This is a genomic window from Streptomyces angustmyceticus (assembly GCF_040701845.1).
GTDB classification, from domain to species: Bacteria; Actinomycetota; Actinomycetes; order Streptomycetales; family Streptomycetaceae; genus Streptomyces; species Streptomyces angustmyceticus_A.
Map to the genome: position 1 here is coordinate 38,692 of NZ_JBFBHQ010000032.1, position 24,510 is coordinate 63,201.

The window sequence follows — 24,510 nt, forward strand, 5'->3', positions numbered from 1 at the left end:
TCACCCGCCCCGTCAAGCGTCTTGACCGGCCGAGATCCCGCTTCCTAGCGTGTCCACACATCTGAATGCCGACGGGCAGTCAGCCCTGGAGTTCAGCCGGAGGAGTACCGCCCATGACCGCACCCCGCACCGTCCTGCTCACCGGCGCCGCCGGCGGGCTCGGCACCCTGATGCGCGAGCTGCTGCCGCCCTACGGGTACCGGCTGCGGCTCTTCGACCGGCGCCCCGTCGAGGGCGAACCGGACGCGATCACCGCCGAGTTGGCCGACACCGGGGCGCTGCGCGAGGCGGTGCGCGGGGTCGACGCGGTGATCCATCTCGCCGGCATCTCCCTGGAGGCCGGGTTCGAGGAGATCGTGCGCGCCAACATCGAGGGCGTGCACCACCTCTACGAGGCGGCGCGCGAGGCGGGCGTCCGCCGTGTCGTCTTCGCCTCCTCCAACCACGCCGTCGGCTTCACCCCGCGCCCCGCGGACGGCTCCGGTGCCATCCCCGTCGGCACGCCCCGCCGTCCCGACACCTACTACGGGCTGTCCAAGGGCTTCGGCGAGGATCTGGCCTCGCTCTACTGGGACCGGCACGGCATCGAGACGGTCTCGGTCCGCATCGGCTCCTGCTTCCCCGAGCCGACCTCGGTGCGGATGCTGTCGATCTGGCTGAGCCCGGCCGACTGCGCCCGGCTGCTGCACGCCGCGCTCACCGCACCCGGCGTGGGCCACACCGTCGTCTACGGCTCCTCCGCCAACACCCGCCTATGGTGGGACCTGTCGAGCGCCCGCGCCCTGGGGTACGAGCCGCAGGACGACTCCGAGCCGTACGCGGAAGAGCTGCTCGCCGCCCAGGGCGCGCTGGAGGCCGGGAACCCCGACCACGCCCACCTCGGCGGCACCTTCTGCACCGACCCGCCGCGGTGGCGGCACTGAGGCGTCCGCCCCGGTGACGGTGCTGACGCGTCCGCCCGGGGTCCGCACCTGCCGGCTGCCCGGCCGCGGTGCCCGGCCCGGGAGAACGTGGCCCCTGCCACCCCGCGGAACCCCCGCCGCCCGGTCGGCGTCCTGGTCTGTGTACCCACCCGTCGCGCAGGAACGAGGAACGCATCATGGGCATCGTCAGCTGGCTCGTACTGGGGCTGATCGCGGGCATCATCGCGAAGGTCCTGCTGCCGGGACGGGACCCGGGCGGCATCGTCGGCACGACCCTCATCGGCATCGTCGGGTCCTTCATCGGCGGCTGGCTCTCCACCAAGTTCCTGCACCGCCCGATCCCCAAGGACTTCGGCGAACCGTCCATGTGGATCGCCTCGATCGCCGGGGCCCTGGTCCTGCTGATCGCCTACCGGCTGCTCTTCGGCAACTCCCGGGAACGCCGGTGACCGGGCCGGGGTGCGGCCGGCCGCAGGTAATGGAACCGCAAAGGCGGGCCGATCGTTGAGCCCGGCATGACCGCTATGACTCCTGGCTCGAACCTCCCGCTCAACGCCGTGCGGGTGGCGGTGGACGTCACCGCCCCCGTGCGGCTGGACGTGTCGGGCCTGCTGCTCGCCGCCGACGGCAAGGTGCGCTCCGACGACGACTTCGTGTTCTACAACCAGCCCAGCGGACCGGGCGTGACGCACTCCGCCGCGGCCGGCGGCGGCGACACCATCACGGTCGACACCGCCGCCGTCCCCGAGGGCATCGAGAAGATCGTGGTCACCGCGAGTCCGGACGCCCCCGGCGCGACCTTCGCCGGCACCGAGCCGACCGGCACGGTCCGCAACGCCGACGACGGCAGCGTCATCGCCTCCTTCACCCCGCCGCGGCTGGGGCCCGAGACCGCGCTGGTGGTCGTCGAGATCTACCGCCGCGGCGGCGTCTGGAAGGTCCGGGCCGTCGGCCAGGGCTACGCCAACGGCCTGGCGGGGATCGCCACCGACTTCGGCGTCACCGTGGAGGAACCGGCCCCGGCCGCCGCCCCGCAGGCACCCCCGGCTCCCCCGGCACCGCCCGCTCCCCCGGCCCCCGCGGCCCAGTGGGGACCGCCGGCGGGCACCCCGGCCCCGGCCGCCCCGCCGCCGGCCGCCGCACCCCCGGCCCCGGCCGCCGCCCCGGCAGCGGCGTCCGCCCCCGGCACCGGCAAGATCAACCTCGACAAGGGCCGCGTCAGCCTCCAGAAGAACCAGACCGTGTCGCTGGTCAAGGGCGGCCGGCCGCTGCTCACCTCGGTCACGATGGGCCTCGGCTGGGAGCCCGCCTTCCGCGGCAAGAGCATCGACCTGGACGCCTCGGTCATCGCCTACGGCCCGGACCGCAAGAAGATCGACAACTGCTTCTTCGGCAAGCTGATGATCCTGGGCGGCGCGATCCAGCACTCCGGTGACAACCTCACCGGCGAGGGCGCCGGCGACGACGAGGCGATCACCGTGCACCTCGGCGGGGTGCCCCCGGAGGTGACCGGCCTGGTCTTCGTCGTGAACTCCTTCTCCGGCCAGAAGTTCTCCGATGTCGCCAAGGCGTACTGCCGCCTGGTGGACACCCAGAGCGGCGCGGAGCTGGTCCGCTTCGACCTCACCCACGCCGAGCCCCGTACCGGCGTGATGATGGCGAAGCTGATCCGTCAGTTCTCCGGCGAGTGGGAGATGACCGCGATGGGCGAGTTCGTCGACGCCCGTACGGTGCGCGGGATGGTCAAGCCCGCCGCGCAGGCCCTGTGAACCGCTGACCCCCGCGTCCCCGACGGCCTCCGGGCGCGTCGGGGACGCGCGGGCGGCGCCCTCCCTGGTGCGGGACCGGTCCAGGACCGAAAATTGTGGCGTCCGTGCCCGCCCCTCGCGGCGTCCGTGCCGTGCGGCGCACCGCCGCCCGGTCCCCGTCCGCCCGCCCCGACCGTCGCCTTTCCCGCCACGCCCTTCGCCCCGCACCGTCACGGCCGCCTTGGTCCGGCCCGTCACGGCGCGTCCCCACGGCACACATGAGGAGCGTTCGATGACGCAGCATCCGCCGCCTGCCCAACCCGCCGACCCCCCGGACGGCCCAGCGTCCCCGGACCTTCCCGACCGGGTCGCCCGGGTCTACGGCGAGTTCGACCTCAGCACCGTCCCCGCCTTCGCCGGCGGCTTCATCAATTTCGGCTACTGGACGGGGCTGCCCGGCCCCGCCGGCCGCCCGCTGACCGAGGACGACCGGGTGCGCAGCGAGCAGGACCTCTACCGCCTGGTGCTCGGTGCCTTCGACCGGCCGCAGGGCCGCACCGCCCTGGAGGTGGGCTGCGGACGCGGGCTGGGCTCCGCGCTGGCGCTGCGGGAGTTCGGCCTGGGCAGCGTCATCGGCATGGACGCGCACCCCGACCAGATCGCCCGTGCCCGGGAGGCGAACGCGGCGCTGCTCGCCCCCCGCGCGGGCTCCCCGGGGCGGCTGGAGTTCCTGCGGGGCGCGGCCCAGGACATCCCGCTCCCCGACGGCTGCGTCGACTGCCTCTTCTCCGTCGAGGCGGCGCAGCACTTCCGCGATCTGCCCGGTTTCGCCCGGGAGGCGGCGCGGGTCCTGCGCCCGGGCGGCCGGCTGGCGCTGACGACCTTCTTCGCCCGCACCCCGGAGGCCGCCCGGGCGCTGCCGGCCCTGCTGCCCCCGTACGCCGACGGCCTGGACGTCCCGCACGTGATCGACGAGGCCGCCGCGGCGCTGACCGCGGCGGGGCTGCGCGAGGTCCGGGTGCGGTCCATCGGCGACGGCGTCTGGGAGTGCTACGACCGCTACATGGCCCAGCAGCCCGCCCTCCGCGACGAGTGGCCGCGCCGCTATCTGACGGCGTACGAGACCGGGCTGCTGGACTACTACCTGCTCACGGCCGGGGCGGGCTGAGACACCCGCCGGCCGCCGCCGGGGCGGTGCTACCGCTGACGGCGGTGCCGCTTCCAGGGGCCGGTGATGGCCAGCATGATGCCGGGCTCCTGGATGTTGGCGAACAGCGTGCGGCCGTCCGGGGAGAACACCGGCCCGGTGAACTCGCTGAACTCCGGCTCCTCCGCGGTGCCGATGTTGAGCTCGTTGCGGGCGATCGGGTAGGTCCGGCCGTCGTCGGTGGCCCCGAAGAGGTGCTGTACGCCCTCGCCGTCCTCGGCGATGACCAGCCCGCCGTAGGGCGAGACGGTGATGTTGTCGGGGCCGTCCAGGGCGCCGTCCTTCGACGGCTCCTTGTTGACGCCGAGCAGCACCTTCAGCGTCAGGGTCCGCCGCCGCGGGTCGTAGAACCAGACCTGGCCGTCGTGCTGGACCGGGCTCTCGTCCCGGGCGTACGACGACACCACGTACGCGCCGCCGTCGGCCCACCACAGGCCCTCCAGCTTGCGGGCGCGGGTGACCTCACCGGCCGTGAACTGCTTGCGCACCGACACCTTGCGGGCGTCGCGGTCGGGGACCTCGACCCAGTCGACGCCGTAGACGGTGCCGGGCTTGGTGGCACGCGAGAGGTCGTCGACGAACCGGCCGCCGGAGTCGAAGCACTTGAAGGCCTCCAGCACGCCGGCGTCGTCGGCGAGGGTGCGCAGCTGTCCGCGGCCGTGGCGGAAGCCGTGCGGCGGGGTCCAGCGGTAGAACAGGCCGTTGGGGTCGGAGGCGTCCTCGGTCAGGTAGAGGTGGCCGCGCCGGGGGTCGACGACCACCGCTTCGTGGGCGTAGCGGCCCAGCGCCTTGACGGGGCGGGGGTCGCGGCCCGCCCGGCGGTCGTGCGGGTCGACCTCGAAGGCGTAGCCGTGGTCCTTGGTCATGCCGTGCTCGCCGGCCTTGTCCTCGCTCTCCTCGCAGGTGAGCCAGGTGCCCCACGGGGTGGTTCCGCCCGCGCAGTTGGTGGAGGTACCGGCGATCCCCACCCACTCGCCGACCGGCGTACCGTCCTTGGCGACCTCGACGACGGTGCAGCCGCCGGACGCCGCCGGGTCGTAGACCAGCCCCTCGGCCAGCGGCACCGGGTGCGGCCAGTCGGCGCGCGGGCCCTTCAGCTCGTGGTTGTTGACCAGGAGGGTGGTGCCGCGGTGGCCCGGGAAGGTGCCGGTGCCGTCGTGGTTGGAGGGGGTGGACTCACCGCTGTCGAGCTTGGTGACGCCGGTCCGGGTGATGATCCGGTACGAGAATCCGGCGGGCAGCGCGAGGATGCCCTCCGGGTCCGGGACCAGCGGGCCGTAGCCGGCGCCGTGGCCGTCCGCCGCGCCGTCCTGTGCGGCGTCCGGCAACTCCTCGCCGATGGCTCCGGGCGCGGTGGCCAGCACCCCGACGCTGCCGGCCAGCGTGACCCCCGCGCCGGCGAGGGCGGAACGCTTGGCGAAGTCTCTGCGGGTGAGCGGCATTCTCATCTCCTGGATGGCCGGTGTCTTCTCCCCTGTGCCTGCGCCGCACACGCTCTCGTGCGTCGCCGAACTCCAGTTGAACGCCGCGCGACATCCAGGAAGCAGTTGGGGCCGGTCCGGCGGACCGCGGCCGGACGGGCCGTGATCCGCCGGACCGGCCCCGGGGGCGGCGATCCGCCCCGGCCGTGTCCGGTGTCCGCGTCAGCCGGACTGCCGCGAGCGCGCCTTGAACGCGGCCTTGCGGGCCTCCTTGGCGGCCTTCTTGTCCGGGTGCAGCCGGCCCATGGCCTCCAGGACGTCGGCGGTGGCCGGGTGGTCCACCCGCCAGGCCGTGTCGAAGAACCCGCTGTGCTGCTCGGTCAGGCCCTGCACCAGGTCGCGCAGCTCGTCCGCGGCGTCCTCGTCGGCGCTGTCCAGCTGCGCCGCGATGGTGTCCACCGTCAGCCAGAAGATCAGCTCCTGGGAGGGCTCGGGGATGCCGGGCAGCGCGCGCTCGGCGAGCCAGACCCGGGCCAGGCCGCCGAGCTGCCGGTCGTCGAGCACCTCGCGCAGTGCGGCCTCGGCGTCCGGCGAGACCAGCGAGAGGGTCTGCTGGGCGGCCAGCCGGCGCCGCGGGGCACGGTCGTCGTCGCCGCGGGCGGCGGTGAGCAGGTCCCGGGCGGCGTCCAGGGGCGTACGGGCGGCGAGCCACTGCTCGGACTCGGCCTGGGCGAGCGCCTCGGGGTAGTCCGGCAGCGCGTCCAGGAGGACGTCGGCGCCCTTGTCGGCGAGGTCGCCGACGGCCGGGGCGTGCACCCCCGCGTCCAGCATCCGGGCGCGCACCCCGTAGACGCCGAGCGGGGTGAGGCGGACCAGGCCGTAGCGGGAGACGTCCTCCTCGGACAGCGGCTCGGCGCCGGAGCCGTCCCCGGAGGCCCCCGGGGAGAGGACCGTCTCGCCGTCCTCGTCCAGCTCCTCGATGAGCGCCTCGTCGACGGGCCGGTAGGCGACCAGGCCGATCGGCTCCAGCACCCGGAACTGGTCGTCCAGGCGCATCATCGCCTCGGAGACCTCTTCGAGGACGTCGTCGGTGGGCTCGTCCATGTCGTCCGGGACGATCATGGAGGCGGCGAGCGCGGGCAGCGGGACGTCCTGGCCGGGGTTCTCGTTCAGGGCCGTGAGCAGGTAGAGGTTGCCGAGGATGCCGTCCAGCAGCTCGGCCTCCTCCTCCGGGTTCCAGTCGATGGCGTCCAGGTCGAGTTCGCCGCCCTCGGTGAGCTGGTCGGCGAGGTCGGCGAGGTCGGGGGCGGCCGCGTCGGCGAGCACCGTCTCCATGCCGCCGAGCCAGATGTCGAGGATGTCCTGGGGGCTGCCGGAGGTGAGCAGGCCGAGCTCCTCGCCGGGGGTGGCGGTGCCGGCGGCGGCATCGTCGGGGAGGTCGTCGCCGTCCTCGCTGTCGGCGGTCTCCTCGATCTCCACGAGTCCGGTGTCCACGGCCAGCTGCCAGGCCTCGGCGGTGTAGGCGGCGCCGTCCTCGTCGCCGGCCAGGCCGAGGTGCTCGGTGGCGGCGGCCAGCGGCTCGTCGAGGATCTGGCCGCCGACGCCGACCGGGACGCCCCGCTCGGCCCAGCGGGCCAGCTTCGCGGCGCGGGCCAGCAGCGGGGTGCTCAGCGCGTCCCTGGCCAGTTCCGCTTCGGAGTGCAGCCGCACCGGCGGCAGGGTGGGGCGGTCTGCGGACATCGGGTGTTCAGCTCCTCGGACGGACTACGGCTGGGGGTACCTCCCCGCGGTGGCTGGGGAGTGCGCCGACCAAGCGTAGACGGAATTCGCCGTAACTCGGACGCTTCACCCACGCGCCCCCTCCCGGTCATCGGGAGAAAGCTTGACAACTCCCCTCCGTGCACAAGAGATTGACGCGCGTAGCGTGCTGGTTACCGACCCGTAGGCACGCTGCACGACCACCCCCCATCACCCTCGGAGGCATGCATGCCGTCCCGTCGTTCGCTCCGCACACCGGTCGCCGTCAGCGCGGTGGTCTGTGCCGCCCTGGCCGGCGGACTGCTCACCGCCACCCAGTCCGCCTCGGCGGCCGGTGCGCGCATCCACGACATCCAGGGCAGCACCCGAATATCCCCGCTGGCCGGACAGCAGGTCAGCGAGGTGCCCGGCACGGTCACCGCGATCCGGTCGTTCGGCTCGGCGCGCGGTTTCTGGGTGCAGGACCCGCACCCGGACCGCAACCCGGCCACCAGCGAGGCGGTCTTCGTCTACACCGGGAAGGAGACGCCGAAGGTCGCCGTCGGCGACGCGATCACCTTCTCCGGCACGGTCAGCGAGTACTACCCGGGCGGCAAGGACGCCGGCCTGCAGTCCGTCACCGAGATCACGGACGCCACCTGGAAGACGGACTCCTCCGGCGCCCCGCTGCCGGCCGCCTTCAAGCTCAACCCGGCCTCGGTGCCGAACCGTTACGCCCCCTCCGCGGGCGGCAAGAGCATCGAGTCCCTCAAGCTGCGCCCCGGCTCGTACGCCCTGGACCGCTACGAGTCCCTGGAGGGCATGCGCGTCGCGGTCGCCGACGCCCCGGTCGTCGGCGCGACCAACACCCACCACGAGCTGTGGGTGACCGCCGAGCCCCGCCACCACCGCACGGCCCGCGGCGGCACCCTCTACCGCTCGTACGCGGACCCCAACGGCGGCCGGGTGAAGGTGACGTCGCTGATCCCGTTCGCCGAGCGCCCCTTCCCGGTGGCCGATGTCGGCGACGCGCTGACCGGCACCACCGCGGGCCCGCTCGACTACGACAACTTCGGCGGCTACACGCTCCAGGCCACCGAGCTGGGCGCCCTCGCCGACCACGGCCCCGCGCCGGAGACCACCCGCAAGCAGAAGTCCGACGAGCTGGCGGTGGCCACCTACAACGTCGAGAACCTCGCCCCCACCACCCCGCAGGCCAAGTTCGACCGGCTGGCGAAGGCGCTGGTGCACAACCTGTCCTCGCCCGATGTCGTCGCGCTGGAGGAGGTCCAGGACGACAGCGGCGCCAAGGACAACGGGGTGGTGACCGCCGGGGAGACGCTCAAGAAGCTGACCGACGCCATCAAGGCGGCCGGCGGCCCCGCGTACGAATGGCGGCAGATCGACCCGGCCAACGACCAGGACGGCGGCCAGCCCGGGGGCAACATCCGGACGGCGTTCCTGTTCAACCCCGACCGGGCGTCCTTCACGGACATCAAGGGCGGCGACGCCACCACCCCCGTGAAGGTGGTCGACGACCACGGCAAGGCGACGCTGTCCGCGTCCCCGGGCCGGATCGCGCCCGCCGAGGAGGCGTGGAAGGACAGCCGCAAGCCCCTCGTCGGGCAGTTCTCGGCCAAGAGCCGCCCCGGCAGCCGGGTGTTCGTGATCGCCAACCACTTCAACTCCAAGGGCGGCGACCAGAGCCTGGACAGCCGCTTCCAGCCCCCGGCCCGGAGCTCCGAGACCCAGCGCACCGCCCAGGCCCGGCTGGTCAACACCTTCGTCAAGGACCTGCTGGCCAAGGACCCGAAGGCCGGTGTGGTGGTGGCCGGCGACCTCAACGACTACGAGTTCTCACCGGCGCTGAAGAACCTCACCGCCGGCGGCGTGCTCACCGACCAGGTCCGCCGGCTGCCCGCGGCGGAGCGCTACGGCTATGTCTACAACGGCAATTCGCAGGTGCTGGACCACATGCTCACCAGCCGTCCGCTGACCCGGGCCGACTACGACATCGTGCACATCAACGCCGAGTACGCGGACCAGGCCAGCGACCACGATCCGCAGGTCCTGCGCATCAAGCCGTGATCCTCGGCCTATCACCCCGTGTGACCCTCCTGTCACCCGCCTGGCCCACGCCGGGGGGCCGACTGCCGCGGGGGGTGCGGTACTGGGCATGTAAGAACCATTCGGCGAGACATAGGGAGTCATCATGCCGAAGTCCCAGAACCGTAAGTCGGGCAACAAGGACCGTGCCGCCGAGAGGCGCACCGACCAGCGGAAGCCGAAGTCGTCGGAGGAGTCCGCAACCGAGCGGACCCAGGACCTGAAGCGTTCGCGGAACGGCCTGACTGGCGCGTGATGGGCCTGTGATGCCCGAGCGGCCGTCGCACCGGAAGGCGCGGCGGCCGCTTCCGCGTTCCGGCCCCGCACCGGACGGAGCGCTGTTCGAGGAACCAGCCGGCACAACCAAGTGGACGTGACATATGAGGCGCCCCCAGACCCCCGGCAGGGAGACCATGCCCGCCCCCCTCGCACCCCCGGTCGCGGCATCGCCCTTCGGCCGTACCGCGACCGCCATGATCACCCCGTTCACCGCCGACGGGGCGCTCGACACCGACGGCGCCCAGCGGCTCGCCACCCACCTCGTCGACGAGGGCGGCTGCGACGCACTGGTGCTGAGCGGCACCACCGGGGAGGCCCCGACGACCTCGGACGCCGAGAAGGAGGCCCTGCTGCGGGCGGTGATCGAGGCCGTCGGCGACCGGGCACGGATCACCGCCGGGGTCGGCACCAGCGACACCCGGCACTCCGTCACCCTCGCCCGCAGCGCCGAACGGGCGGGCGCACACGGCCTGTTGGTGGTCACGCCCTACTACTCACGGCCCACCCAGGAGGCCGTCGCCCACCACCTGCGGACGGTCGCGGACGTCACCGGACTGCCGGTGATGCTCTACGACATCCCGGGCCGCACCGGCATCGCGCTGACCACGGACACGCTGCTGCGGCTGGCCGCCCATCCGCGGATCGCGGCCGTCAAGGACTGCGGCTACGACCTGCTGAAGTCGGCGAAGGTCCTGGCCGCGACGGACCTGGCCTACTACGCGGGCTGCGACGAGCAGATCCTGCCGCTGCGCGCGCTCGGCGGCGCCGGCTGCGTCAGCACCGCCGCCAACGCCGCGCCGCGGGCGGTGCGCGCCGTCCTGGACGCCTTCGACACCGGCGACACGGCCGGGGCGGCCCGCCGTCAGCTCGCGCTGGTCCCGCTCGTCGAGCAGCTGACCGGCGGCCAGGCCCCCGGCACGGTCACCGCGAAGGCGCTGCTCAACCACCTCGGCCTGCCCGCCGGCCCGGTCCGCGGCCCGCTGCTGGCGGCGGACGCCGACCTCACCGGCCGGCTGGTGGACGCGCTGCGGACGACCCTGGACCGGACTGCGGACGCGGATACTGCTGCGGTGCCTGCGGCTGTCCCTGGCTAGCGGGGAACGCTGCGGGGGCCGGACCGAAGCCACCCGGTGCGCCCGGCTGCCCGTACGGCGCGCCGGCGGCCGGGCCCTGCGCTGCGGCTCCCTCGCCCCGCTCCGGTGCGGGCGGCTCCTCCTCGTCCGCCATCAGGTCCCGCACCAGCAGCGTGGCACCGGCCACCGCGCCCGGCATCAGCACGACCGCGACGAAGGGGATCAGGAACAGCAGCACCACCGGGGTGCCGAAGCCGACCGCGAGCCCCTTGCGGCCCCGCAGCAGCCGCAGCCGCTCCCGCACCGGCACGTCCCGGCGCTGCATGGCCACCGAGGTCAGCTCGACGGCGAGGAAGAAACCGGAGACGCAGAAGCCGACGGCGGGGATCACGGTCTGCCCGAGGAAGGGCACGAACCCGAGGACGAACAGCAGGATCCCGAAGCCCGCGGCCCGCAGCAGCACATGGACGCTGTCCCGCAGGGCGATCCAGATCTCCTGCCACAGCGGCCGGTCCGGGGACGGCGGGCAGTGGCCCTCGGACTCCTCGACCTTCTCCGACAGCGACTCGTAGAAGGGGTCGCCGATCAGCAGCGTGACGGCCGTGAAGGTCAGCACCGACAGCATCAGCCCGCCGGCGATCAAGAGCGCCACGAACACCCCGCGCAGCAGCCCCTGCCAGGGCGCGCCCCAGCCGTCGGCGAACGGCGTCGCCCAGGCGGCGATGTCGCCGGACCAGAGGGCGAGCACGGTCAGCACCGCCGCGTACAGCACCAGGGCGATCAGCGCCGGGATCAGCCCGAAGCCCCACCACCGGCCGTGCTGGGCGACCCAGCGCTGCCCCTTGCCCAGATACCGCATCCCCGCTACAAGATCACGCATGGCACACAGCCTATCGGCGTCCGGGCGGCGCGGGGACCGGGGCGGCGGGGGCGGCAGCCGAAACGGCCCGGCGGGTCTCCCGCCGGGCCGCTGACGCTGCCGTGCCGGGCCGGCCGCACGACCGGCCCGGCCCATGGCCTCAGTTGTGGCTGTGCAGCACCTCGTTGAGGCCGCCCCAGGTCGCCTTGTTCGGACGGGCCTCGACGGTGCCGGTGGTGGAGTTGCGGCGGAAGAGGATGTTGTCCGCGCCGGAGAGCTCCAGGGCCTTGACGATCTGGCCGTCGGGCAGCGTGACGCGGGTACCGGCGGTCACGTACAGCCCGGCCTCGACCACGCACTCGTCGCCGAGCGCGATGCCGATGCCCGACTCGGCGCCCAGCAGGCAGCGCCGGCCGATGGAGATGATCTGCTTGCCGCCGCCCGAGAGGGTGCCCATGGTGGAGGCGCCGCCGCCGATGTCGGAGCCGTCGCCGACGACCACGCCCGCGCTGATCCGGCCCTCGACCATGGAGGTGCCCAGCGTCCCGGCGTTGAAGTTGACGAAGCCCTCGTGCATGACGGTGGTACCGGCCGCGAGGTGCGCACCCAGCCGCACCCGGTCGGCGTCCGCGATCCGCACCCCGGCGGGCGCGACGTAGTCGGTCAGCCGCGGGAACTTGTCGATGCTGGTGACCGCCAGGTGCAGCCCCTCGGCGCGGGCGTTCAGCCGCACCGTCTCCACCTGGTCGACGGCCACCGGGCCCAGCGAGGTCCAGGCGACGTTGGCCAGCAGCCCGAAGAGGCCCTCCAGGTTCTGCCCGTGCGGCTTGACCAGGCGGTGGCTGAGGAGGTGGAGGCGCAGGTAGGCGTCGTGCGCGTCCAGCGGCTTGTCGTCGAGCGAGGCGATGACCGTACGGACGGCGACGACCTCGACACCACGGACCGGGTCGGGACCGATCGCCTTGAGCACGGCGGCGCCCAGCAGTTCGGCGGCGCGCGCGTCGTCGAGGTGCTCGGTGCCGGCCGGGCCGGGCGTGCCCACCAGCTCGGGCGCCGGGAACCAGGTGTCCAGAACGGTGCCGTCGGAGGTGACGGTGGCGAGCCCGGCGGCGACGGCGCCGGTGAGAGGGGAAGCGGAAACAGCAGCATCGGTCATATCCGAAACCTAACCGGAGGGCGCCCGTCGAGGCGAACCGGTCTCAGCGACCGGGCCCGGCCGTACGGTCGCATCCGCCCCTCCACCAGGCCCCGCACACCGGCCCGCCGACAGCTCACCCCAGCACCCCGGCCAGTCCGGCCCGCACCGCGTCGGGGTCGAAGGGTTGCCCGGTCAGCAGGTGCTGCAACACCAGCCCGTCGGTGAGGGCCACCACCGTCCGCGCCGTGCGCAGGTCGCCGATCCGCTGCCCGAGCAGCCGCACCATCTCGTCCAGGCATTCGGCGGCGATCGGCCGTACCGCCTCGTGCCGCAGCGCCGCCAGATAAAGCTCGTACTCCAGCTCCATCCGCCGGCGGTCACCGGTCAGCGTGTCCTCGACCAGCCTCGCGACCTCCTCGGCGAGCGGTGCCGCCGGGTCGATGCCGTCCACCCAGCGCGCGAAGCCGGCCAGGCACACGACGTTGGACTGCCGCAGCGCGGCGACCAGCAACTCGTCCAGGGTGGCGAAGTGGTAGGTGGTCGAGCCGAGCGGGACATCCGCGGCGGCCGCCACCGAGCGATGGCTGAGCCCGGCGATACCGCGCTCGCCGACCACGGCGATCGCCGCGTCGATGATCCGCTGCCGCCGGTTCGGGTCGTAGCGCCGGGCCATCAGTGCGCCCCGTCCAGATTGAGCACCACGACCCCGGCGATCACCAGCAGCACCCCCAGGACCTTCAGCGCACTGGCACTCTCCCCCAGGAACACCATCCCGATCGCCGCGATCACCGCCGTCCCGGCACCGGACCAGATCGCGTACGCGGTCCCGACGCTCATCGACTTGAGCGTCTGGGCCAGCAGCGCGAAGGCGACCAGATACCCCACCCCGGTGGCCAGCGACGGCCACAGCCGGCTGAAGCCGTCGCTGTACTTCATCGCGGAGGTCGCAAGGATCTCGGAGAGGATCGCGGCGGCGAGCGTCACATAGACCATGCGTACGAGCGTACACAACGATGCGTACGGGTGTACATACGCGTGCGCGTCCCGTGCCCCGCAACGCGAAACGGCCGTGCCCGCCAGTGGTGGCTGGCGGGCACGGCCGTGTTGCTCGGGGGATCTCGTCAGACGTTGAAGCCCAGCGCGCGGAGCTGCTCGCGGCCGTCGTCGGTGATCTTGTCCGGGCCCCACGGGGGCATCCAGACCCAGTTGATCTTGAGTTCGTTGACGATGCCGTCCGTGGCGGACTTCGCCTGGTCCTCGATGACGTCGGTCAGCGGGCAGGCCGCGGAGGTCAGCGTCATGTCGATGGTGGCGATGTTGGCGTCGTCGACGTGAATGCCGTAGATCAGCCCGAGGTTGACGACATCGATGCCCAGCTCGGGGTCCACGACGTCGTACAGTGCCTCGCGGACCTCTTCCTCGGACGCCGGCTTGGTGGTGGTCGGGGTGTCGGTCATGCGGTCTTCGCCTCCTCGGAGAGGGCCTTGGCCGTGGCGTCCTTCCAGGCCATCCAGCTGAGCAGCGCGCACTTCACGCGCGCCGGGTACTTCGAGACGCCGGCGAACGCCACCGCGTCCTCCAGCACCTCCTCCATGGCGTCATCCGGCTCGACCTGCCCCTTGGACTGCATCAGCTCCAGAAACGTCTCCTGGATCTTCTGCGCCTCGCCGAGCTCCTTGCCGACCAGGAGGTCGTTGAGCACCGACGCGCTGGCCTGGCTGATGGAGCAGCCCTGGCCCTCGTAGGACACATCCTCAATCGTCGCGCCGTCCAGCCGCACGCGCAGCGTGATCTCGTCGCCGCAGGTGGGGTTGACGTGGTGCACCTCGGCGTCGCCGTCCCGAAGACCGCGCCCGTGCGGGTGCTTGTAGTGGTCCAGGATGACGTCCTGGTACATGGAATCCAGCTTCACGGCTCAGTCAGTCCTCGTCCTCATCCGAAGAAGTTGCGGACGTGCTCCAGGCCCTCGACCAGGGCGTCGACCTCGGCCGGGGTGGAGTACAGATAGAACGACGCTCGCGTGGTCGCAGGAATTCCGAAGCGCAGGCACACCGGCCGCGCGCAGTGGTGACCCACGCGGACCGCGATGCCCTGTTCGTCCAGCACCTGGCCGACGTCGTGCGGATGGATGTCACCGAGCGTGAAGGAGAGCGTCGCCCCGCGGTCCTCGGCCGTGCTCGGGCCGATGATGCGCAGGTCGGGGACCTCCAGCAGCCGCTTGACGGCGTACTCGGTGATCGCGTGCTCATGCGCGGCGATCTTGTCCATGCCGATCGAGGCGAGGTAGTCCACGGCCGCGCCGAGGCCGACGGCCTGGGCGATCGGGGGCGTACCGGCCTCGAACTTGTGCGGCGCGGGCGCATAGGTCGAGGAGTGCATCGAGACGGTCTCGATCATCTCGCCGCCGCCGAGGAACGGCGGGAGGTCCTCCAGCAGCTCCTGGCGGCCCCACAGCACACCGATGCCGGTCGGGCCGCACATCTTGTGGCCGGTGAAGGCCACGAAGTCGGCCTGCAGCGCCTGGACGTCCAGCACCATGTGCGGGGCGGCCTGCGAGGCGTCGATGCAGACCAGCGCGCCGACCTCCTGGGCGCGGCGGATGATCGTCTCGACCGGGTTGATGGTGCCCATGATGTTGGAGACCAGCGTGAAGGAGACGATCTTCGTCTGCTCGGTGATGATCTCGTCGATGTTGGACAGGTCGAGGCGGCCGTCGTCGGTGATGCCGAACCACTTCAGCTTCGCGCCGGTGCGCTGCGAGAGCAGCTGCCACGGCACGATGTTGGAGTGGTGCTCCATCTCCGTGATGACGATCTCGGTCTCGCGGTCCACGCGGTAGGGCTCTTCGGCCCAGCCGAGCATGTTGGCCACGAGGTTGAGCGACTCCGAGGCGTTCTTGGTGAAGATCACCTCGTCGCGGCTCGGCGCGTTGATGAAGGCGGCGACCTTGTCGCGGGCGCCTTCGTACAGCGCCGTGGCCTCCTCGGCGAGCACATGCACGCCGCGGTGGACGTTGGCGTTGTGACGTTCGTAGTAGGCGTTCAGGGCGTCGAGAACCTGACGCGGCTTCTGCGAGGTCGCCGCGTTGTCCAGGTACACGACCTTCCGCCCGTCGTGGATCTGACGATCCAGGATGGGGAAGTCCTTACGGATCGCCTCGGTGTCGAGGAGGCCCGGCAGCTGTGTCACGCGGTTGCGCCACCCTTCGTGTACTCCTCGTAGCCCTCGGCCTCCAGCTTGTCGGCGAGCTCGGCACCGCCGGACTCGGCGATGCGGCCGTTGGCGAAGACGTGGACGTGGTCGGGCTTGATGTAGCGCAGGATGCGCGTGTAGTGGGTGATCAGCAGGGTGCCGACCTCGCCGGTCTCGCGGACGCGGTTGACGCCCTCGGAGACGGTGCGCAGCGCGTCGACGTCCAGACCGGAGTCGGTCTCGTCGAGGATCGCGATCGCGGGCTTCAGCAGCTCCAGCTGGAGGATCTCGTGGCGCTTCTTCTCACCGCCGGAGAAGCCCTCGTTGACGTTGCGCTCGGCGAAGGCGGGGTCCATCTGGAGCCGCTCCATGGCCTCCTTGACCTCCTTGACCCACAGCCGCAGCTTGGGGGCCTCGCCGCGGATCGCGGTCGCGGAGGTGCGCAGGAAGTTGGAGACGGAGACGCCGGGCACCTCGACCGGGTACTGCATGGCGAGGAAGACGCCGGCCCGCGCGCGCTCGTCGACGGACATCTCCAGGACGTCCTCGCCGTCGAGGGTGACGGTGCCGCCGGTGATCGTGTACTTGGGGTGACCCGCAAGGGAGTAGGCGAGGGTCGACTTGCCGGAGCCGTTGGGGCCCATGATGGCGTGCGTCTCGCCCTGCTTCACGGTCAGGTCGACGCCCTTCAGGATCTCGCGCGGGCCGTTCTCGGCCTCGACGGAGACGTGCAGGTCGTGGATCTCAAGCGTTGCCATGGGGAACTCAGGACTCCTGGGTGACGGAGACGAGCACGTCGTCCCCTTCGATCTTTACGGGGTATACGGGGACGGGGCGCGTCGCGGGAAGGCCGTTCGGCTTGCCGGTGCGCAGGTCGAAGCTCGAACCGTGCAGCCAGCACTCGATGGAGCAGTCCTCCACCTCGCCCTCCGAGAGGGAGACGTTGGCGTGCGAGCAGATGTCGTTGATCGCGAACACCTCGCCCTCGGTGCGGACCAGGGAGACGGGCGTGCCGTCGAGTTCCACCCGCTTGGGGGTGTCCTCCTCCAGCTCGCTGAGCGCCGCTGCGCGTACGTACGTCATGCCGCGGCCGCTTCCAGCTCGGCCTCGACCTTGCTCATCAGACGCTCTTCGACGTCCGGGAGACCGATCTGCTGGACCAGCTCGGCGAAGAAGCCGCGGACGACCAGCCGGCGCGCCTCGTCGGCCGGAATGCCACGGGCCATCAGGTAGAAGAGCTGCTCGTCGTCGAAGCGGCCGGTCGCCGAGGCGTGGCCGGCGCCGACGATCTCGCCGGTCTCGATCTCCAGGTTGGGCACCGAGTCGACCCGCGCGCCGTCGGTGAGGACGAGGTTGCGGTTGAGCTCGTAGGTGTCCGTGCCGGTCGCCGCGGCCCGGATCAGCACGTCGCCGATCCACACGGCGTGCGCGTTGTCGCCCTGCAGCGCGCCCTTGTAGACGACGTGGGAGCGGCAGTTGGTCGCTTCGTGGTCGACGAAGAGACGGTGCTCGTGGTGCTGGCCCTGCTCGGTGAAGTACAGACCGTAGAACTCGGCCTCGCCGCCGGGGCCCGCGTAGGTGACGCGCGGGTGCAGGCGGACGAGGTCGCCGCCGAAGGTGACGACCACGGACTTGAAACTGGCGTCCCGGCCGACGAGGGCGTTGTGCTGGCCCGCGTGGACCGCGTGGTCGTCCCAGTCCTGGACGGAGACGACGGTCAGCTTGGCGCCGTCGCCGAGGAGGTAGTCGACGTTGGCGGCGAGCACCGCGTCACCGGTGTGGTCGATGACCACGACGGCCTCGGCGAACGCGCCCAGCTCGATGACCTGGTGGCCGTAGGCCGTGCCGCCCTCGCCGTGGACGCTGATCCGGATCGGCTCGGCGAGCCGGGCCTCCTTGGGGACCGAGATCACCGACGCCTTCTCGAACGAGCTGTACGCCTGGGCGGCGACCCGGTCGACGGGCTTGCCGGCCTTGCCGACCCGCGGGTCGGCGCGGTCGACCAGCTCGTGGGTGACGCCCTCGGGAGCGGTGATGTCGATCTTCAGGTCGGGGCCGCCGGCCTCGGCGCTGCCGTCGTGCAGGCCCTTCAGGCGCGCGAGGGGGGTGAAACGCCACTCCTCCTCGCGGCCGTGCGGCACCGGGAAGTCCGCCACGTCGTAGGACGGCGGGGCGCTCATCCGGGTGGCGACGGTGGACTCCGCGGCCACCGCAAGGGAGCCGGTGGTCGTGGAACCCGCCGGGATGTTCTGAGCCTCAGCCATGGCTGTCGTAGTGCTCGCTTTCTGCAATCAGAGAGTCAGTCGCTGCTGGGGGCCGGGCGTCAGCCGACCGAACCTTCCATTTGCAGCTCGATCAGCCGGTTCAGCTCCAGCGCGTACTCCATCGGCAGCTCACGGGCGATCGGCTCGACGAAGCCGCGCACGATCATCGCCATGGCCTCGAACTCCGTCAGGCCGCGTGCCATCAGGTAGAAGAGCTGGTCCTCGCTGACCTTCGAGACGGTCGCCTCGTGGCCCATGGAGACGTCGTCCTCGCGGACGTCGACGTAGGGGTAGGTGTCCGAGCGGGAGATGGTGTCCACCAGCAGGGCGTCGCACAGCACGTTGGACTTGGAGCCCGCGGCGCCCTCGCCGATCTCGACCAGACCCCGGTAGGAGGTGCGGCCGCCGCCTCGTGCCACCGACTTGGAGACGATGTTGGAGGAGGTGTTCGGCGCCATGTGGACCATCTTGGAGCCGGCGTCCTGGTGCTGGCCCTCGCCCGCGAAGGCGATGGACAGGGTCTCGCCCTTGGCGTGCTCGCCCATCAGGTAGACCGCCGGGTACTTCATGGTCACCTTGGAGCCGAGGTTGCCGTCGACCCACTCCATGGTCGCGCCCTCGTAGGCGACGGCGCGCTTGGTGACCAGGTTGTAGACGTTGTTCGACCAGTTCTGGATGGTCGTGTAGCGGCAGCGGCCGCCCTTCTTCACGATGATCTCGACGACCGCGGAGTGCAGCGAGTCCGACTTGTAGATCGGCGCCGTGCAGCCCTCGACGTAGTGGACGTAGGCGTCCTCGTCGACGATGATCAGCGTCCGCTCGAACTGGCCCATGTTCTCCGTGTTGATCCGGAAGTAGGCCTGGAGCGGGATGTCCACGTGGACACCCTTGGGGACGTAGATGAACGAGCCGCCGGACCACACCGCGGTGTTCAGCGACGCGAACTTGTTGTCGCCGACCGGGATGACCGTGCCGAAGTACTCCTGGAAGAGCTCCGGGTGCTCCTTGAGCGCGGTGTCGGTGTCCAGGAACAGGACGCCCTGCTCCTCCAGGTCCTCACGGATCTGGTGGTAGACGACCTCGGACTCGTACTGCGCGGCGACACCGGCGACCAGGCGCTGCTTCTCCGCCTCGGGGATGCCGAGCTTGTCGTAGGTGTTCTTGATGTCCTCGGGCAGGTCCTCCCAGGAGGCGGCCTGCTGCTCGGTGGAGCGGACGAAGTACTTGATGTTGTCGAAGTCGATGCCCGACAGGTCCGAGCCCCAGTTCGGCATGGGCTTCTTGTCGAACAGCTTCAGACCCTTGAGGCGGAGCTTGAGCATCCACTCCGGCTCGTTCTTCTTCGCCGAGATGTCGCGGACGACGGCCTCGGAAAGACCGCGCTTGGCGGAGGCGCCGGCCACGTCGGAGTCGGCCCAGCCGTATTCGTACTTGCCCAGGCCCTCGAGCTCAGGGTGAGCAGTCTCCGTGGGGAGCGTCATGCGGGGTTCCTCCCGGCCGTGCTTGCAGATGCTGTGGTGGTCTTGGTGGTGCGTGCGGTGCTGTGAGCGGCCGCCTTGCCGGCGCCGGCCTTCGGGACGAAGGTCGTGCACACCCCGTCGCCGTGGGCGATGGTGGCGAGCCGCTGCACATGGGTCCCGAGCAATCGGGAGAAGACCTCGGTCTCCGCCTCGCACAGCTGCGGGTACTGCTCGGCGACATGGGCGACCGGGCAGTGGTGCTGGCAGAGCTGTTCACCGAGCTGGGGATTGGGGGCGCTGCGCGCCGTAGCAGCGTACCCGTCCGCGGTCAACGCCTTCGCCAGGGCCTCGGTACGGCCCTCCGGCTCGGCGCTCTCCACGGCCTCGCGGTAGCCCTCCGCCTGGGCGGCGAGCCGTGCGCGGGCGAACGCCGCGACGGCGGCCTCGCCCTCCTCGCCGCCGCCCGCGCTCTGCGCGATCCAGCGCAGCGCGTCGGAGGCGAGCTGGTCGTAGGCCTGGTCGAAGGCGTCCCGGCCGCAGTCGGTGAGGACGAAGGCCTTGGCGGGGCGGCCGCGGCCGCGCGCGCCGTAGACCCGCTTCTCACGGGGCTCGACGACGCCCTCGGCGGCCAGCGCGTCCAGATGCCGGCGCACGGCGGCCTGGGTGAGCTTCAGCCGCAGCGCCAGCTCGGCCGCGGTGGACGGACCGTGGTCGAGGATGGAGCGGGCGACCCGGTTGCGGGTGCCCTGCTGTTCGTCGTGCGGCGCCGGGGCGGGCGCGGCGACCGGTGCGCGGCGCTCGGTCTGCTCGGGCGCGGAGGGGGCCGGCCCGGCGGTCTGCTCGACCGCGGGCCCTTCCTGTTCCTCGCTCGCGTATTTCACAACGCCATTGTTGCGTAATTAATCGAAGCGATACAAGCCTCGTCCGGATCACGGACGGGTGGCCTCTATCACTTAGGCTGCCCTAATTCAAGCGCCTTCCGAGCCCCTCACCACCGCCCCGACCTGCGACGGGGCGTCCCGCCCCGAGGGGGCGCACCAGGGCGCGCGAAGCGGCGGAATTGGAGGGGCCGCACACCGCCGGATTGGGTACCCCGGCGTGAAAAAGCTCCGGCGCCCCCGTTGAAGAACGCCCCGCCACTCTCCGTAGACTGCCCGCCATGCCCAGCACCTCGCCGGGGGGCGACCCCCGGCCTCCCGGACGAGAGCCTGCCGTCGAGATCGTCGGTCTGGTCAAGCGGTACGGGACCAAGACCGCCGTGGACGGCCTCGACCTGACCGTCGCGCGCGGTGCGGTGACCGCCGTGCTCGGCCCCAACGGCGCCGGCAAGACCACCACCGTCGAGACCTGCGAGGGCTACCGCCGCCCGGACGCCGGGCAGGTCCGGGTCCTGGGCCTGGACCCGGTCGCCGACGCCGCGGCGCTGCGGCCGCGGATCGGCGTGATGCTGCAGTCCGGCGGCGTCTACGCGAGCGCCAGGGCGGAGGAGATGCTGCGGCACACCGCCACGCTGCACGCCGACCCCCTCGACGTCGGCGGGCTCATCGAGCGCCTCGGCCTGGGCAGCTGCGGCCGCACCCCCTACCGGCGGCTGTCCGGCGGCCAGCAGCAGCGCCTCGCGCTGGCGATGGCCGTGGTCGGACGCCCCGAGCTGGTCTTCCTCGACGAGCCGACGGCCGGCCTCGACCCCCAGGCCCGGCACGCCACCTGGGACCTCGTGCGGGAGCTGCGCGCCGACGGCGTCAGCACCGTGCTGACCACGCACTTCATGGACGAGGCCGAGCAGCTCGCGGACGATGTCGCGATCATCGACGGCGGCCGGGTGATCGCCCAGGGCACGCCGGACGAGCTGTGCCGCGGCGGCGCTGAGAACAGCCTGCGCTTCACCGGCCGCCCCGGCCTCGACCTCGCCTCGCTCCTCAAGGCGCTGCCCGCCGACAGCGCCGCCGCGGAACCGGCCTCCGGCGTCTACCGCGTCCACGGCAAGGTCAACCCGCAGCTGCTGGCCACCGTCGCCTCCTGGTGCGCCCAGAACGGCGTGATGCCCGACGCGATAGCCGTCGAGCGCCACACCCTGGAGGACGTCTTCTTGGAGCTCACCGGCAAGGAGCTGCGCGCATGACCGCCCTGGAGGCCGGAAACGGCACCGCCGCCGGCACCGGCACGTTCGCCCCGCGGCCCGGCGCCGCCCCGCTGCCCCGGATGATCCGCGCGCAGGCGGCCCTGGAGACCAGGATGCTGCTGCGCAACGGCGAGCAGCTGCTGCTGACCGTCATCATCCCGACGCTGCTGCTGGTGCTGTTCTCCGCCGTCGACATCATCGCGGTGCCCACCGGCACGGCGAGCGGTGCGGGCAGCTCCGTGGACTTCCTGGCGCCCGGCGTCCTGGCGCTCGCCGTCATGTCGACCGCCTTCACCGGCCAGGCCATCGCGACCGGCTTCGAGCGGCGCTACGGCGTGCTCAAGCGGCTCGCCGTCTCGCCGCTGCCGCGCTGGGGGCTGATGACCGCCAAGACCTGCGCGGTGCTGGTCACCGAGGTCCTGCAGACCGTGCTGCTGACGGCCGTGGCCCTGGCGCTGGGCTGGTCCCCGCAGGGCAACCCGCTCCATGCGGTGCTGTTGCTCGCGCTGGGCACCGCCGCCTTCTCGGGCCTGGGCCTGCTGATGGCCGGCACGCTCAAGGCGGAGGCCACCCTGGCGGCGGCCAACCTGGTGTTCCTGCTGCTGCTGGTCGGCGGTGGCGTGATCGTCCCGCTGGACAAGTTCCCCGACGCCGTGCAGAGCGTGCTCGGGCTGCTGCCGATCGCGGCGCTGTCCGACGGGCTGCGCGACGTCCTCCAGCACGGCGCCGGCATCCCCTGGCGGGACCTCGGCGTCCTGGCGGTCTGGTCGGTGCTCGGCCTGGGCACGGCGGCCCGCTTCTTCCGCTGGGAGTGAGCCGCCGGACGGCATCCGGCGGACGGGCCCGCGGCCCGGCGCACCCCTCGTGAAAACTTGCACAAGGGCCCGCCTACGATGTCTCCCGTGCCGAACTCGCTGAACCCCCTTGAGCTGATCGCCCGCCGCTGGCAGCCGTCCGCGGCCTTTGTGCGGCGGGCCGCGCTGGCCACCGTCGTGATGGCCGTGATCATCGTCGTCACCGGGGGCGCCGTCCGGCTCTCCCAGTCCGGACTGGGCTGCTCGACCTGGCCCAAGTGCACGCCGGACAGCCTGACTCCGACCGCCGCGATGGGCATCAACGGCATCATCGAGTTCAGCAACCGCATGCTGACCGACGTGCTGTGCGTGGTCGTCGGGCTGTTCATCATCGCCGCCCGCGCCCGCCACCCCCGGCGCCGCTCGCTCACCCGCCTCGGCTGGGCGCAGTTCTGGCTCGTGATGTCCAACGCCGTCATCGGCGGCATCACGGTCCTCACCGGCCTCAACCCCTACATCGTCAGCTCGCACTTCCTGGCGGCCACGGGGCTGCTCACGGTCGCCGTGCTGAGCTGGAAGCGGGCGTGCGAGGGCGACGAGGAGCCCCGCGAACTGGTCGCCCGCCCGGTGCGGCAGCTGGCGTGGCTGCTGGTGGGGGCGGCCGCCGCGCTCACCGTCATCGGCACGGTCGTCACCGGCGCGGGCCCGCATGCCGGCGACGCGAAGAAGGTCCACCGCATCCCGCTGGACTGGCAGGAGATCACCCAGCTGCACGTCGACTTCGTGTACATCGTCGTCGGCCTGACCGTCGCCCTGTGGTTCACGCTGCGGGCCGTCAAGGCCCCGGCCGCCCCCCGCCGGACGGTCCTGGAGCTGTTCGTCTGCCTCCTCCTGCAGGGCGTCATCGGCTACGTCCAGTACTTCACGGGCCTGCCCGAGATCGTCATCGGGTTCCACATGCTGGGGTCGGCCCTGGTGTGGGTCTGCGTGCTGCGGGTCGCCCTGTCGCTGCGCGACCGCGGCCCGCTCCCGGAGGAGGACCCGGTCGAGTCCGTCCCCGCGGGCGGGGCAGGGGCACCGGAGCCTCAGCCGGCCTCCGCGCTCAGCCGGTAGACCCGGCGGGCGGTCCCCGACCCGACCATCTCGGTGATCCGCCGCCCGTCCTCGGCACCGCACAGCCCCTCGTCGGCCCACTCCCGTACCAGGCGCCCCATGGCGCGCAGGAAGCGCTGCGCGCCGGTCACATACAGCTCGGGCAGCCCGCGGGCGCCCGAGGAGAACAGCAGCTTGCCGAACGGCGCCCGGCCGAGCGTCTCCTCGGGGGACGGCCCGGCGTCCGCGTACACATGGGAGTGAACCGCGGCGAGCTCCGCCGCCCGCCGGTGGTGCGGCGCCCGCGGCAGCAGGACGAGATCCGGGCCGATGCCGGCCGTGGCGCACAGGAAGCCCGCCAGCGGCCGCGGGTCGGGGCAGTGCAGCTGCACCGGAAGGCCGGTCGCCACCGCGCTCCACAGCAGATGCCGTACGAGCGTGGGCTCGCCGAGCCGCTCCCCGGGGCGGCGGCCGCACAGCCAGCGGTCCGCGGCGCGCCGTACCTCGCCCGCATCGGGGGCGTGCCCGTCGCAGTGGGCGGCACCGGACGCGAAGGCCATGGCGTGCTGGGCCGCGGCGTAGAGGGCCTCGGCGGTGTAGCCGAGGAAGGAGTCGACACTGCCGGAGGTGTCGGCGACCTGCTCGGCGAGCGGTTCGAGCCGGACGACCTCGTGGGCGCCGGCCCCGGCGGCGGTGGCCAGTTCGCAGGCCGAGGTCAGCTCGCCGGGGGCGCCGGCCTCCAGCAGGAACGTGCCGATGCCGGAGCCCCGCAGCAGCAGGCGGCCGGCCCGGTAGGCGCCCACCTCGCGCCTGCGGGCCAGGTAGCGGGCGGGCGGGCACTGCGGTTCCAGGCCGAGCAGCGGGGGGCACCAGCGGCGTATCGCCAGGCCGGTGAGGCTGTCGAAGTAGCTGGTGCCGGCGGGGGCCGGGCCCCGGGCGCCGACCGCGGCGGCGAGGTGGGTCTCGAAGGAGCCGAGGCCGAGCTCACCGTGTACCGCGCCGTGGCTGTGCTGATCGATGAGCGGTGGAAGTCCGTCCATCCGCTCCTCCTCGCCGTGGGCCCGCCGGGCGCGGCCCGTGCGCCGCGCCTGGTGG

At 72.3% G+C, this 24,510-nt stretch carries 25 protein-coding genes; 10 read left to right on the forward strand and 15 right to left on the reverse strand.

The annotated features are described in order from the left end of the window. Positions 1–113 precede the first annotated feature (113 nt). The 4 genes from AB0411_RS34710 to AB0411_RS34725 all read left to right on the forward strand — a co-directional run bounded on the left by AB0411_RS34710 (position 114) and on the right by AB0411_RS34725 (position 3,839). Entirely contained in the window at positions 114–923 is an 810-nt protein-coding gene (locus AB0411_RS34710; RefSeq protein ID WP_366421225.1) for an NAD-dependent epimerase/dehydratase family protein, read from the forward strand. Between the two features lie 176 nt (positions 924–1,099). Beyond that, complete coding sequence (locus tag AB0411_RS34715; RefSeq protein WP_086721970.1) at positions 1,100–1,372, forward strand: GlsB/YeaQ/YmgE family stress response membrane protein; 273 nt, start codon at positions 1,100–1,102, stop codon at positions 1,370–1,372. Positions 1,373–1,447: 75 nt separating this feature from the next. Beyond that, positions 1,448–2,692, forward strand: a complete 1,245-nt coding sequence (locus tag AB0411_RS34720) for a TerD family protein (protein WP_366421251.1) — start codon at positions 1,448–1,450, stop codon at positions 2,690–2,692. Positions 2,693–2,963: 271 nt separating this feature from the next. After that, positions 2,964–3,839 (forward strand): class I SAM-dependent methyltransferase, encoded by an 876-nt coding sequence (locus AB0411_RS34725; RefSeq protein WP_366421226.1) that lies wholly within the window; start codon positions 2,964–2,966, stop codon positions 3,837–3,839. Positions 3,840–3,868: 29 nt separating this feature from the next. On the opposite strand, the gene AB0411_RS34730 is transcribed toward AB0411_RS34725, so the two are convergent. Continuing rightward, a complete protein-coding gene (locus tag AB0411_RS34730) occupies positions 3,869–5,320 on the reverse strand; it encodes an alkaline phosphatase PhoX (RefSeq protein WP_366421227.1) in 1,452 nt (483 codons plus the stop codon). 201 nt (positions 5,321–5,521) lie between these two features. Continuing rightward, entirely contained in the window at positions 5,522–7,039 is a 1,518-nt protein-coding gene (locus tag AB0411_RS34735) for a hypothetical protein (RefSeq protein ID WP_366421228.1), read from the reverse strand. A gap of 246 nt (positions 7,040–7,285) precedes the next feature. On the opposite strand from AB0411_RS34735, the gene AB0411_RS34740 reads away from it, so the two are divergent. The 3 genes from AB0411_RS34740 to dapA all read left to right on the forward strand — a co-directional run bounded on the left by AB0411_RS34740 (position 7,286) and on the right by dapA (position 10,515). After that, positions 7,286–9,124: an endonuclease/exonuclease/phosphatase family protein gene (locus tag AB0411_RS34740; RefSeq protein WP_366421229.1), complete on the forward strand. Its 1,839-nt coding sequence runs from the start codon at positions 7,286–7,288 to the stop codon at positions 9,122–9,124. A 124-nt stretch (positions 9,125–9,248) separates the two neighbouring features. After that, positions 9,249–9,398, forward strand: a complete 150-nt coding sequence (locus AB0411_RS34745) for a hypothetical protein (RefSeq protein WP_167392758.1) — start codon at positions 9,249–9,251, stop codon at positions 9,396–9,398. A gap of 157 nt (positions 9,399–9,555) precedes the next feature. Then, a complete protein-coding gene (gene dapA, locus AB0411_RS34750; protein ID WP_366421230.1) occupies positions 9,556–10,515 on the forward strand; it encodes a 4-hydroxy-tetrahydrodipicolinate synthase in 960 nt (319 codons plus the stop codon). On the opposite strand, the gene AB0411_RS34755 is transcribed toward dapA, so the two are convergent. The 12 genes from AB0411_RS34755 to AB0411_RS34810 form a co-directional block, all read right to left on the reverse strand. After that, positions 10,424–11,374, reverse strand: coding sequence for an EI24 domain-containing protein (locus AB0411_RS34755; protein WP_366421231.1), 951 nt, complete (start codon positions 11,372–11,374; stop codon positions 10,424–10,426). The two genes, dapA and AB0411_RS34755, sit on opposite strands and share 92 nt — an antisense overlap. Before the next feature lie 139 nt (positions 11,375–11,513). Continuing rightward, positions 11,514–12,509 (reverse strand): 2,3,4,5-tetrahydropyridine-2,6-dicarboxylate N-succinyltransferase, encoded by a 996-nt coding sequence (gene dapD / locus AB0411_RS34760; protein WP_366421232.1) that lies wholly within the window; start codon positions 12,507–12,509, stop codon positions 11,514–11,516. 115 nt (positions 12,510–12,624) lie between these two features. Beyond that, positions 12,625–13,164, reverse strand: a complete 540-nt coding sequence (locus AB0411_RS34765; protein ID WP_366421233.1) for a TetR/AcrR family transcriptional regulator — start codon at positions 13,162–13,164, stop codon at positions 12,625–12,627. Continuing rightward, positions 13,164–13,484: a DMT family transporter gene (locus AB0411_RS34770; protein WP_366421234.1), complete on the reverse strand. Its 321-nt coding sequence runs from the start codon at positions 13,482–13,484 to the stop codon at positions 13,164–13,166. The genes AB0411_RS34765 and AB0411_RS34770 overlap by 1 nt, the downstream gene beginning before the upstream one ends. A 128-nt stretch (positions 13,485–13,612) precedes the next feature. Next, the gene (locus AB0411_RS34775) at positions 13,613–13,948 is read right to left on the reverse strand and encodes a metal-sulfur cluster assembly factor (RefSeq protein WP_086718002.1); all 336 of its coding nucleotides are present in this window, start codon (positions 13,946–13,948) and stop codon (positions 13,613–13,615) included. Further along, positions 13,945–14,403 (reverse strand): Fe-S cluster assembly sulfur transfer protein SufU, encoded by a 459-nt coding sequence (gene sufU / locus AB0411_RS34780; RefSeq protein ID WP_030411905.1) that lies wholly within the window; start codon positions 14,401–14,403, stop codon positions 13,945–13,947. The genes AB0411_RS34775 and sufU overlap by 4 nt, the downstream gene beginning before the upstream one ends. Positions 14,404–14,423: 20 nt before the next feature. Next, positions 14,424–15,680 carry a cysteine desulfurase gene (locus tag AB0411_RS34785; protein ID WP_366421235.1) on the reverse strand — a complete coding sequence of 419 codons (1,257 nt, stop codon included), beginning with the start codon at positions 15,678–15,680 and terminating at the stop codon, positions 14,424–14,426. Continuing rightward, positions 15,677–16,441, reverse strand: coding sequence for a Fe-S cluster assembly ATPase SufC (gene sufC / locus AB0411_RS34790; protein WP_366421236.1), 765 nt, complete (start codon positions 16,439–16,441; stop codon positions 15,677–15,679). Before sufC ends, AB0411_RS34785 begins: the two co-directional genes overlap by 4 nt. Before the next feature lie 7 nt (positions 16,442–16,448). After that, positions 16,449–16,766, reverse strand: coding sequence for a non-heme iron oxygenase ferredoxin subunit (locus AB0411_RS34795; protein WP_018091858.1), 318 nt, complete (start codon positions 16,764–16,766; stop codon positions 16,449–16,451). Continuing rightward, complete coding sequence (gene sufD / locus AB0411_RS34800; RefSeq protein ID WP_366421237.1) at positions 16,763–17,947, reverse strand: Fe-S cluster assembly protein SufD; 1,185 nt, start codon at positions 17,945–17,947, stop codon at positions 16,763–16,765. Before sufD ends, AB0411_RS34795 begins: the two co-directional genes overlap by 4 nt. Positions 17,948–18,006: 59 nt before the next feature. Further along, positions 18,007–19,428 (reverse strand): Fe-S cluster assembly protein SufB, encoded by a 1,422-nt coding sequence (gene sufB / locus AB0411_RS34805; RefSeq protein ID WP_260638218.1) that lies wholly within the window; start codon positions 19,426–19,428, stop codon positions 18,007–18,009. Then, on the reverse strand, positions 19,425–20,288 hold the full coding sequence (locus AB0411_RS34810; RefSeq protein ID WP_366421238.1) for a helix-turn-helix transcriptional regulator: 864 nt from the start codon (positions 20,286–20,288) through the stop codon (positions 19,425–19,427). Before AB0411_RS34810 ends, sufB begins: the two co-directional genes overlap by 4 nt. Positions 20,289–20,566: 278 nt before the next feature. On the opposite strand from AB0411_RS34810, the gene AB0411_RS34815 reads away from it, so the two are divergent. The 3 genes from AB0411_RS34815 to AB0411_RS34825 all read left to right on the forward strand — a co-directional run bounded on the left by AB0411_RS34815 (position 20,567) and on the right by AB0411_RS34825 (position 23,436). Further along, positions 20,567–21,529: an ABC transporter ATP-binding protein gene (locus AB0411_RS34815; RefSeq protein ID WP_366421239.1), complete on the forward strand. Its 963-nt coding sequence runs from the start codon at positions 20,567–20,569 to the stop codon at positions 21,527–21,529. Continuing rightward, entirely contained in the window at positions 21,526–22,344 is an 819-nt protein-coding gene (locus AB0411_RS34820; RefSeq protein WP_366421240.1) for an ABC transporter permease, read from the forward strand. Before AB0411_RS34815 ends, AB0411_RS34820 begins: the two co-directional genes overlap by 4 nt. 87 nt (positions 22,345–22,431) lie before the next feature. Next, on the forward strand, positions 22,432–23,436 hold the full coding sequence (locus AB0411_RS34825; protein WP_366421241.1) for a COX15/CtaA family protein: 1,005 nt from the start codon (positions 22,432–22,434) through the stop codon (positions 23,434–23,436). Here the strand turns inward: AB0411_RS34825 and AB0411_RS34830 are convergent. Beyond that, the gene (locus tag AB0411_RS34830; RefSeq protein ID WP_366421242.1) at positions 23,409–24,455 is read right to left on the reverse strand and encodes an amidohydrolase; all 1,047 of its coding nucleotides are present in this window, start codon (positions 24,453–24,455) and stop codon (positions 23,409–23,411) included. The genes AB0411_RS34825 and AB0411_RS34830 overlap by 28 nt on opposite strands. Positions 24,456–24,510: the final 55 nt, after the last annotated feature.

What these genes read in the sequence shown, in the direction of transcription:
- sufC (WP_366421236.1), bottom strand. Translation starts at nt 16,441, where the DNA reads ATGGCAACGCTTGAGATCCACGACCTGCACGTCTCCGTCGAGGCCGAG.
- AB0411_RS34765 (WP_366421233.1), bottom strand. Translation starts at nt 13,164, where the DNA reads ATGGCCCGGCGCTACGACCCGAACCGGCGGCAGCGGATCATCGACGCG.
- AB0411_RS34795 (WP_018091858.1), bottom strand. Translation starts at nt 16,766, where the DNA reads ATGACGTACGTACGCGCAGCGGCGCTCAGCGAGCTGGAGGAGGACACC.
- dapD (WP_366421232.1), bottom strand. Translation starts at nt 12,509, where the DNA reads ATGACCGATGCTGCTGTTTCCGCTTCCCCTCTCACCGGCGCCGTCGCC.
- AB0411_RS34745 (WP_167392758.1), top strand. Translation starts at nt 9,249, where the DNA reads ATGCCGAAGTCCCAGAACCGTAAGTCGGGCAACAAGGACCGTGCCGCC.
- AB0411_RS34815 (WP_366421239.1), top strand. Translation starts at nt 20,567, where the DNA reads ATGCCCAGCACCTCGCCGGGGGGCGACCCCCGGCCTCCCGGACGAGAG.
- AB0411_RS34830 (WP_366421242.1), bottom strand. Translation starts at nt 24,455, where the DNA reads ATGGACGGACTTCCACCGCTCATCGATCAGCACAGCCACGGCGCGGTA.
- AB0411_RS34820 (WP_366421240.1), top strand. Translation starts at nt 21,526, where the DNA reads ATGACCGCCCTGGAGGCCGGAAACGGCACCGCCGCCGGCACCGGCACG.
- AB0411_RS34740 (WP_366421229.1), top strand. Translation starts at nt 7,286, where the DNA reads ATGCCGTCCCGTCGTTCGCTCCGCACACCGGTCGCCGTCAGCGCGGTG.
- AB0411_RS34755 (WP_366421231.1), bottom strand. Translation starts at nt 11,374, where the DNA reads ATGCGTGATCTTGTAGCGGGGATGCGGTATCTGGGCAAGGGGCAGCGC.
- sufB (WP_260638218.1), bottom strand. Translation starts at nt 19,428, where the DNA reads ATGACGCTCCCCACGGAGACTGCTCACCCTGAGCTCGAGGGCCTGGGC.
- AB0411_RS34735 (WP_366421228.1), bottom strand. Translation starts at nt 7,039, where the DNA reads ATGTCCGCAGACCGCCCCACCCTGCCGCCGGTGCGGCTGCACTCCGAA.
- AB0411_RS34715 (WP_086721970.1), top strand. Translation starts at nt 1,100, where the DNA reads ATGGGCATCGTCAGCTGGCTCGTACTGGGGCTGATCGCGGGCATCATC.
- AB0411_RS34720 (WP_366421251.1), top strand. Translation starts at nt 1,448, where the DNA reads ATGACTCCTGGCTCGAACCTCCCGCTCAACGCCGTGCGGGTGGCGGTG.
- dapA (WP_366421230.1), top strand. Translation starts at nt 9,556, where the DNA reads ATGCCCGCCCCCCTCGCACCCCCGGTCGCGGCATCGCCCTTCGGCCGT.
- AB0411_RS34730 (WP_366421227.1), bottom strand. Translation starts at nt 5,320, where the DNA reads ATGCCGCTCACCCGCAGAGACTTCGCCAAGCGTTCCGCCCTCGCCGGC.
- sufD (WP_366421237.1), bottom strand. Translation starts at nt 17,947, where the DNA reads ATGGCTGAGGCTCAGAACATCCCGGCGGGTTCCACGACCACCGGCTCC.
- AB0411_RS34710 (WP_366421225.1), top strand. Translation starts at nt 114, where the DNA reads ATGACCGCACCCCGCACCGTCCTGCTCACCGGCGCCGCCGGCGGGCTC.
- AB0411_RS34775 (WP_086718002.1), bottom strand. Translation starts at nt 13,948, where the DNA reads ATGACCGACACCCCGACCACCACCAAGCCGGCGTCCGAGGAAGAGGTC.
- AB0411_RS34770 (WP_366421234.1), bottom strand. Translation starts at nt 13,484, where the DNA reads ATGGTCTATGTGACGCTCGCCGCCGCGATCCTCTCCGAGATCCTTGCG.
- AB0411_RS34725 (WP_366421226.1), top strand. Translation starts at nt 2,964, where the DNA reads ATGACGCAGCATCCGCCGCCTGCCCAACCCGCCGACCCCCCGGACGGC.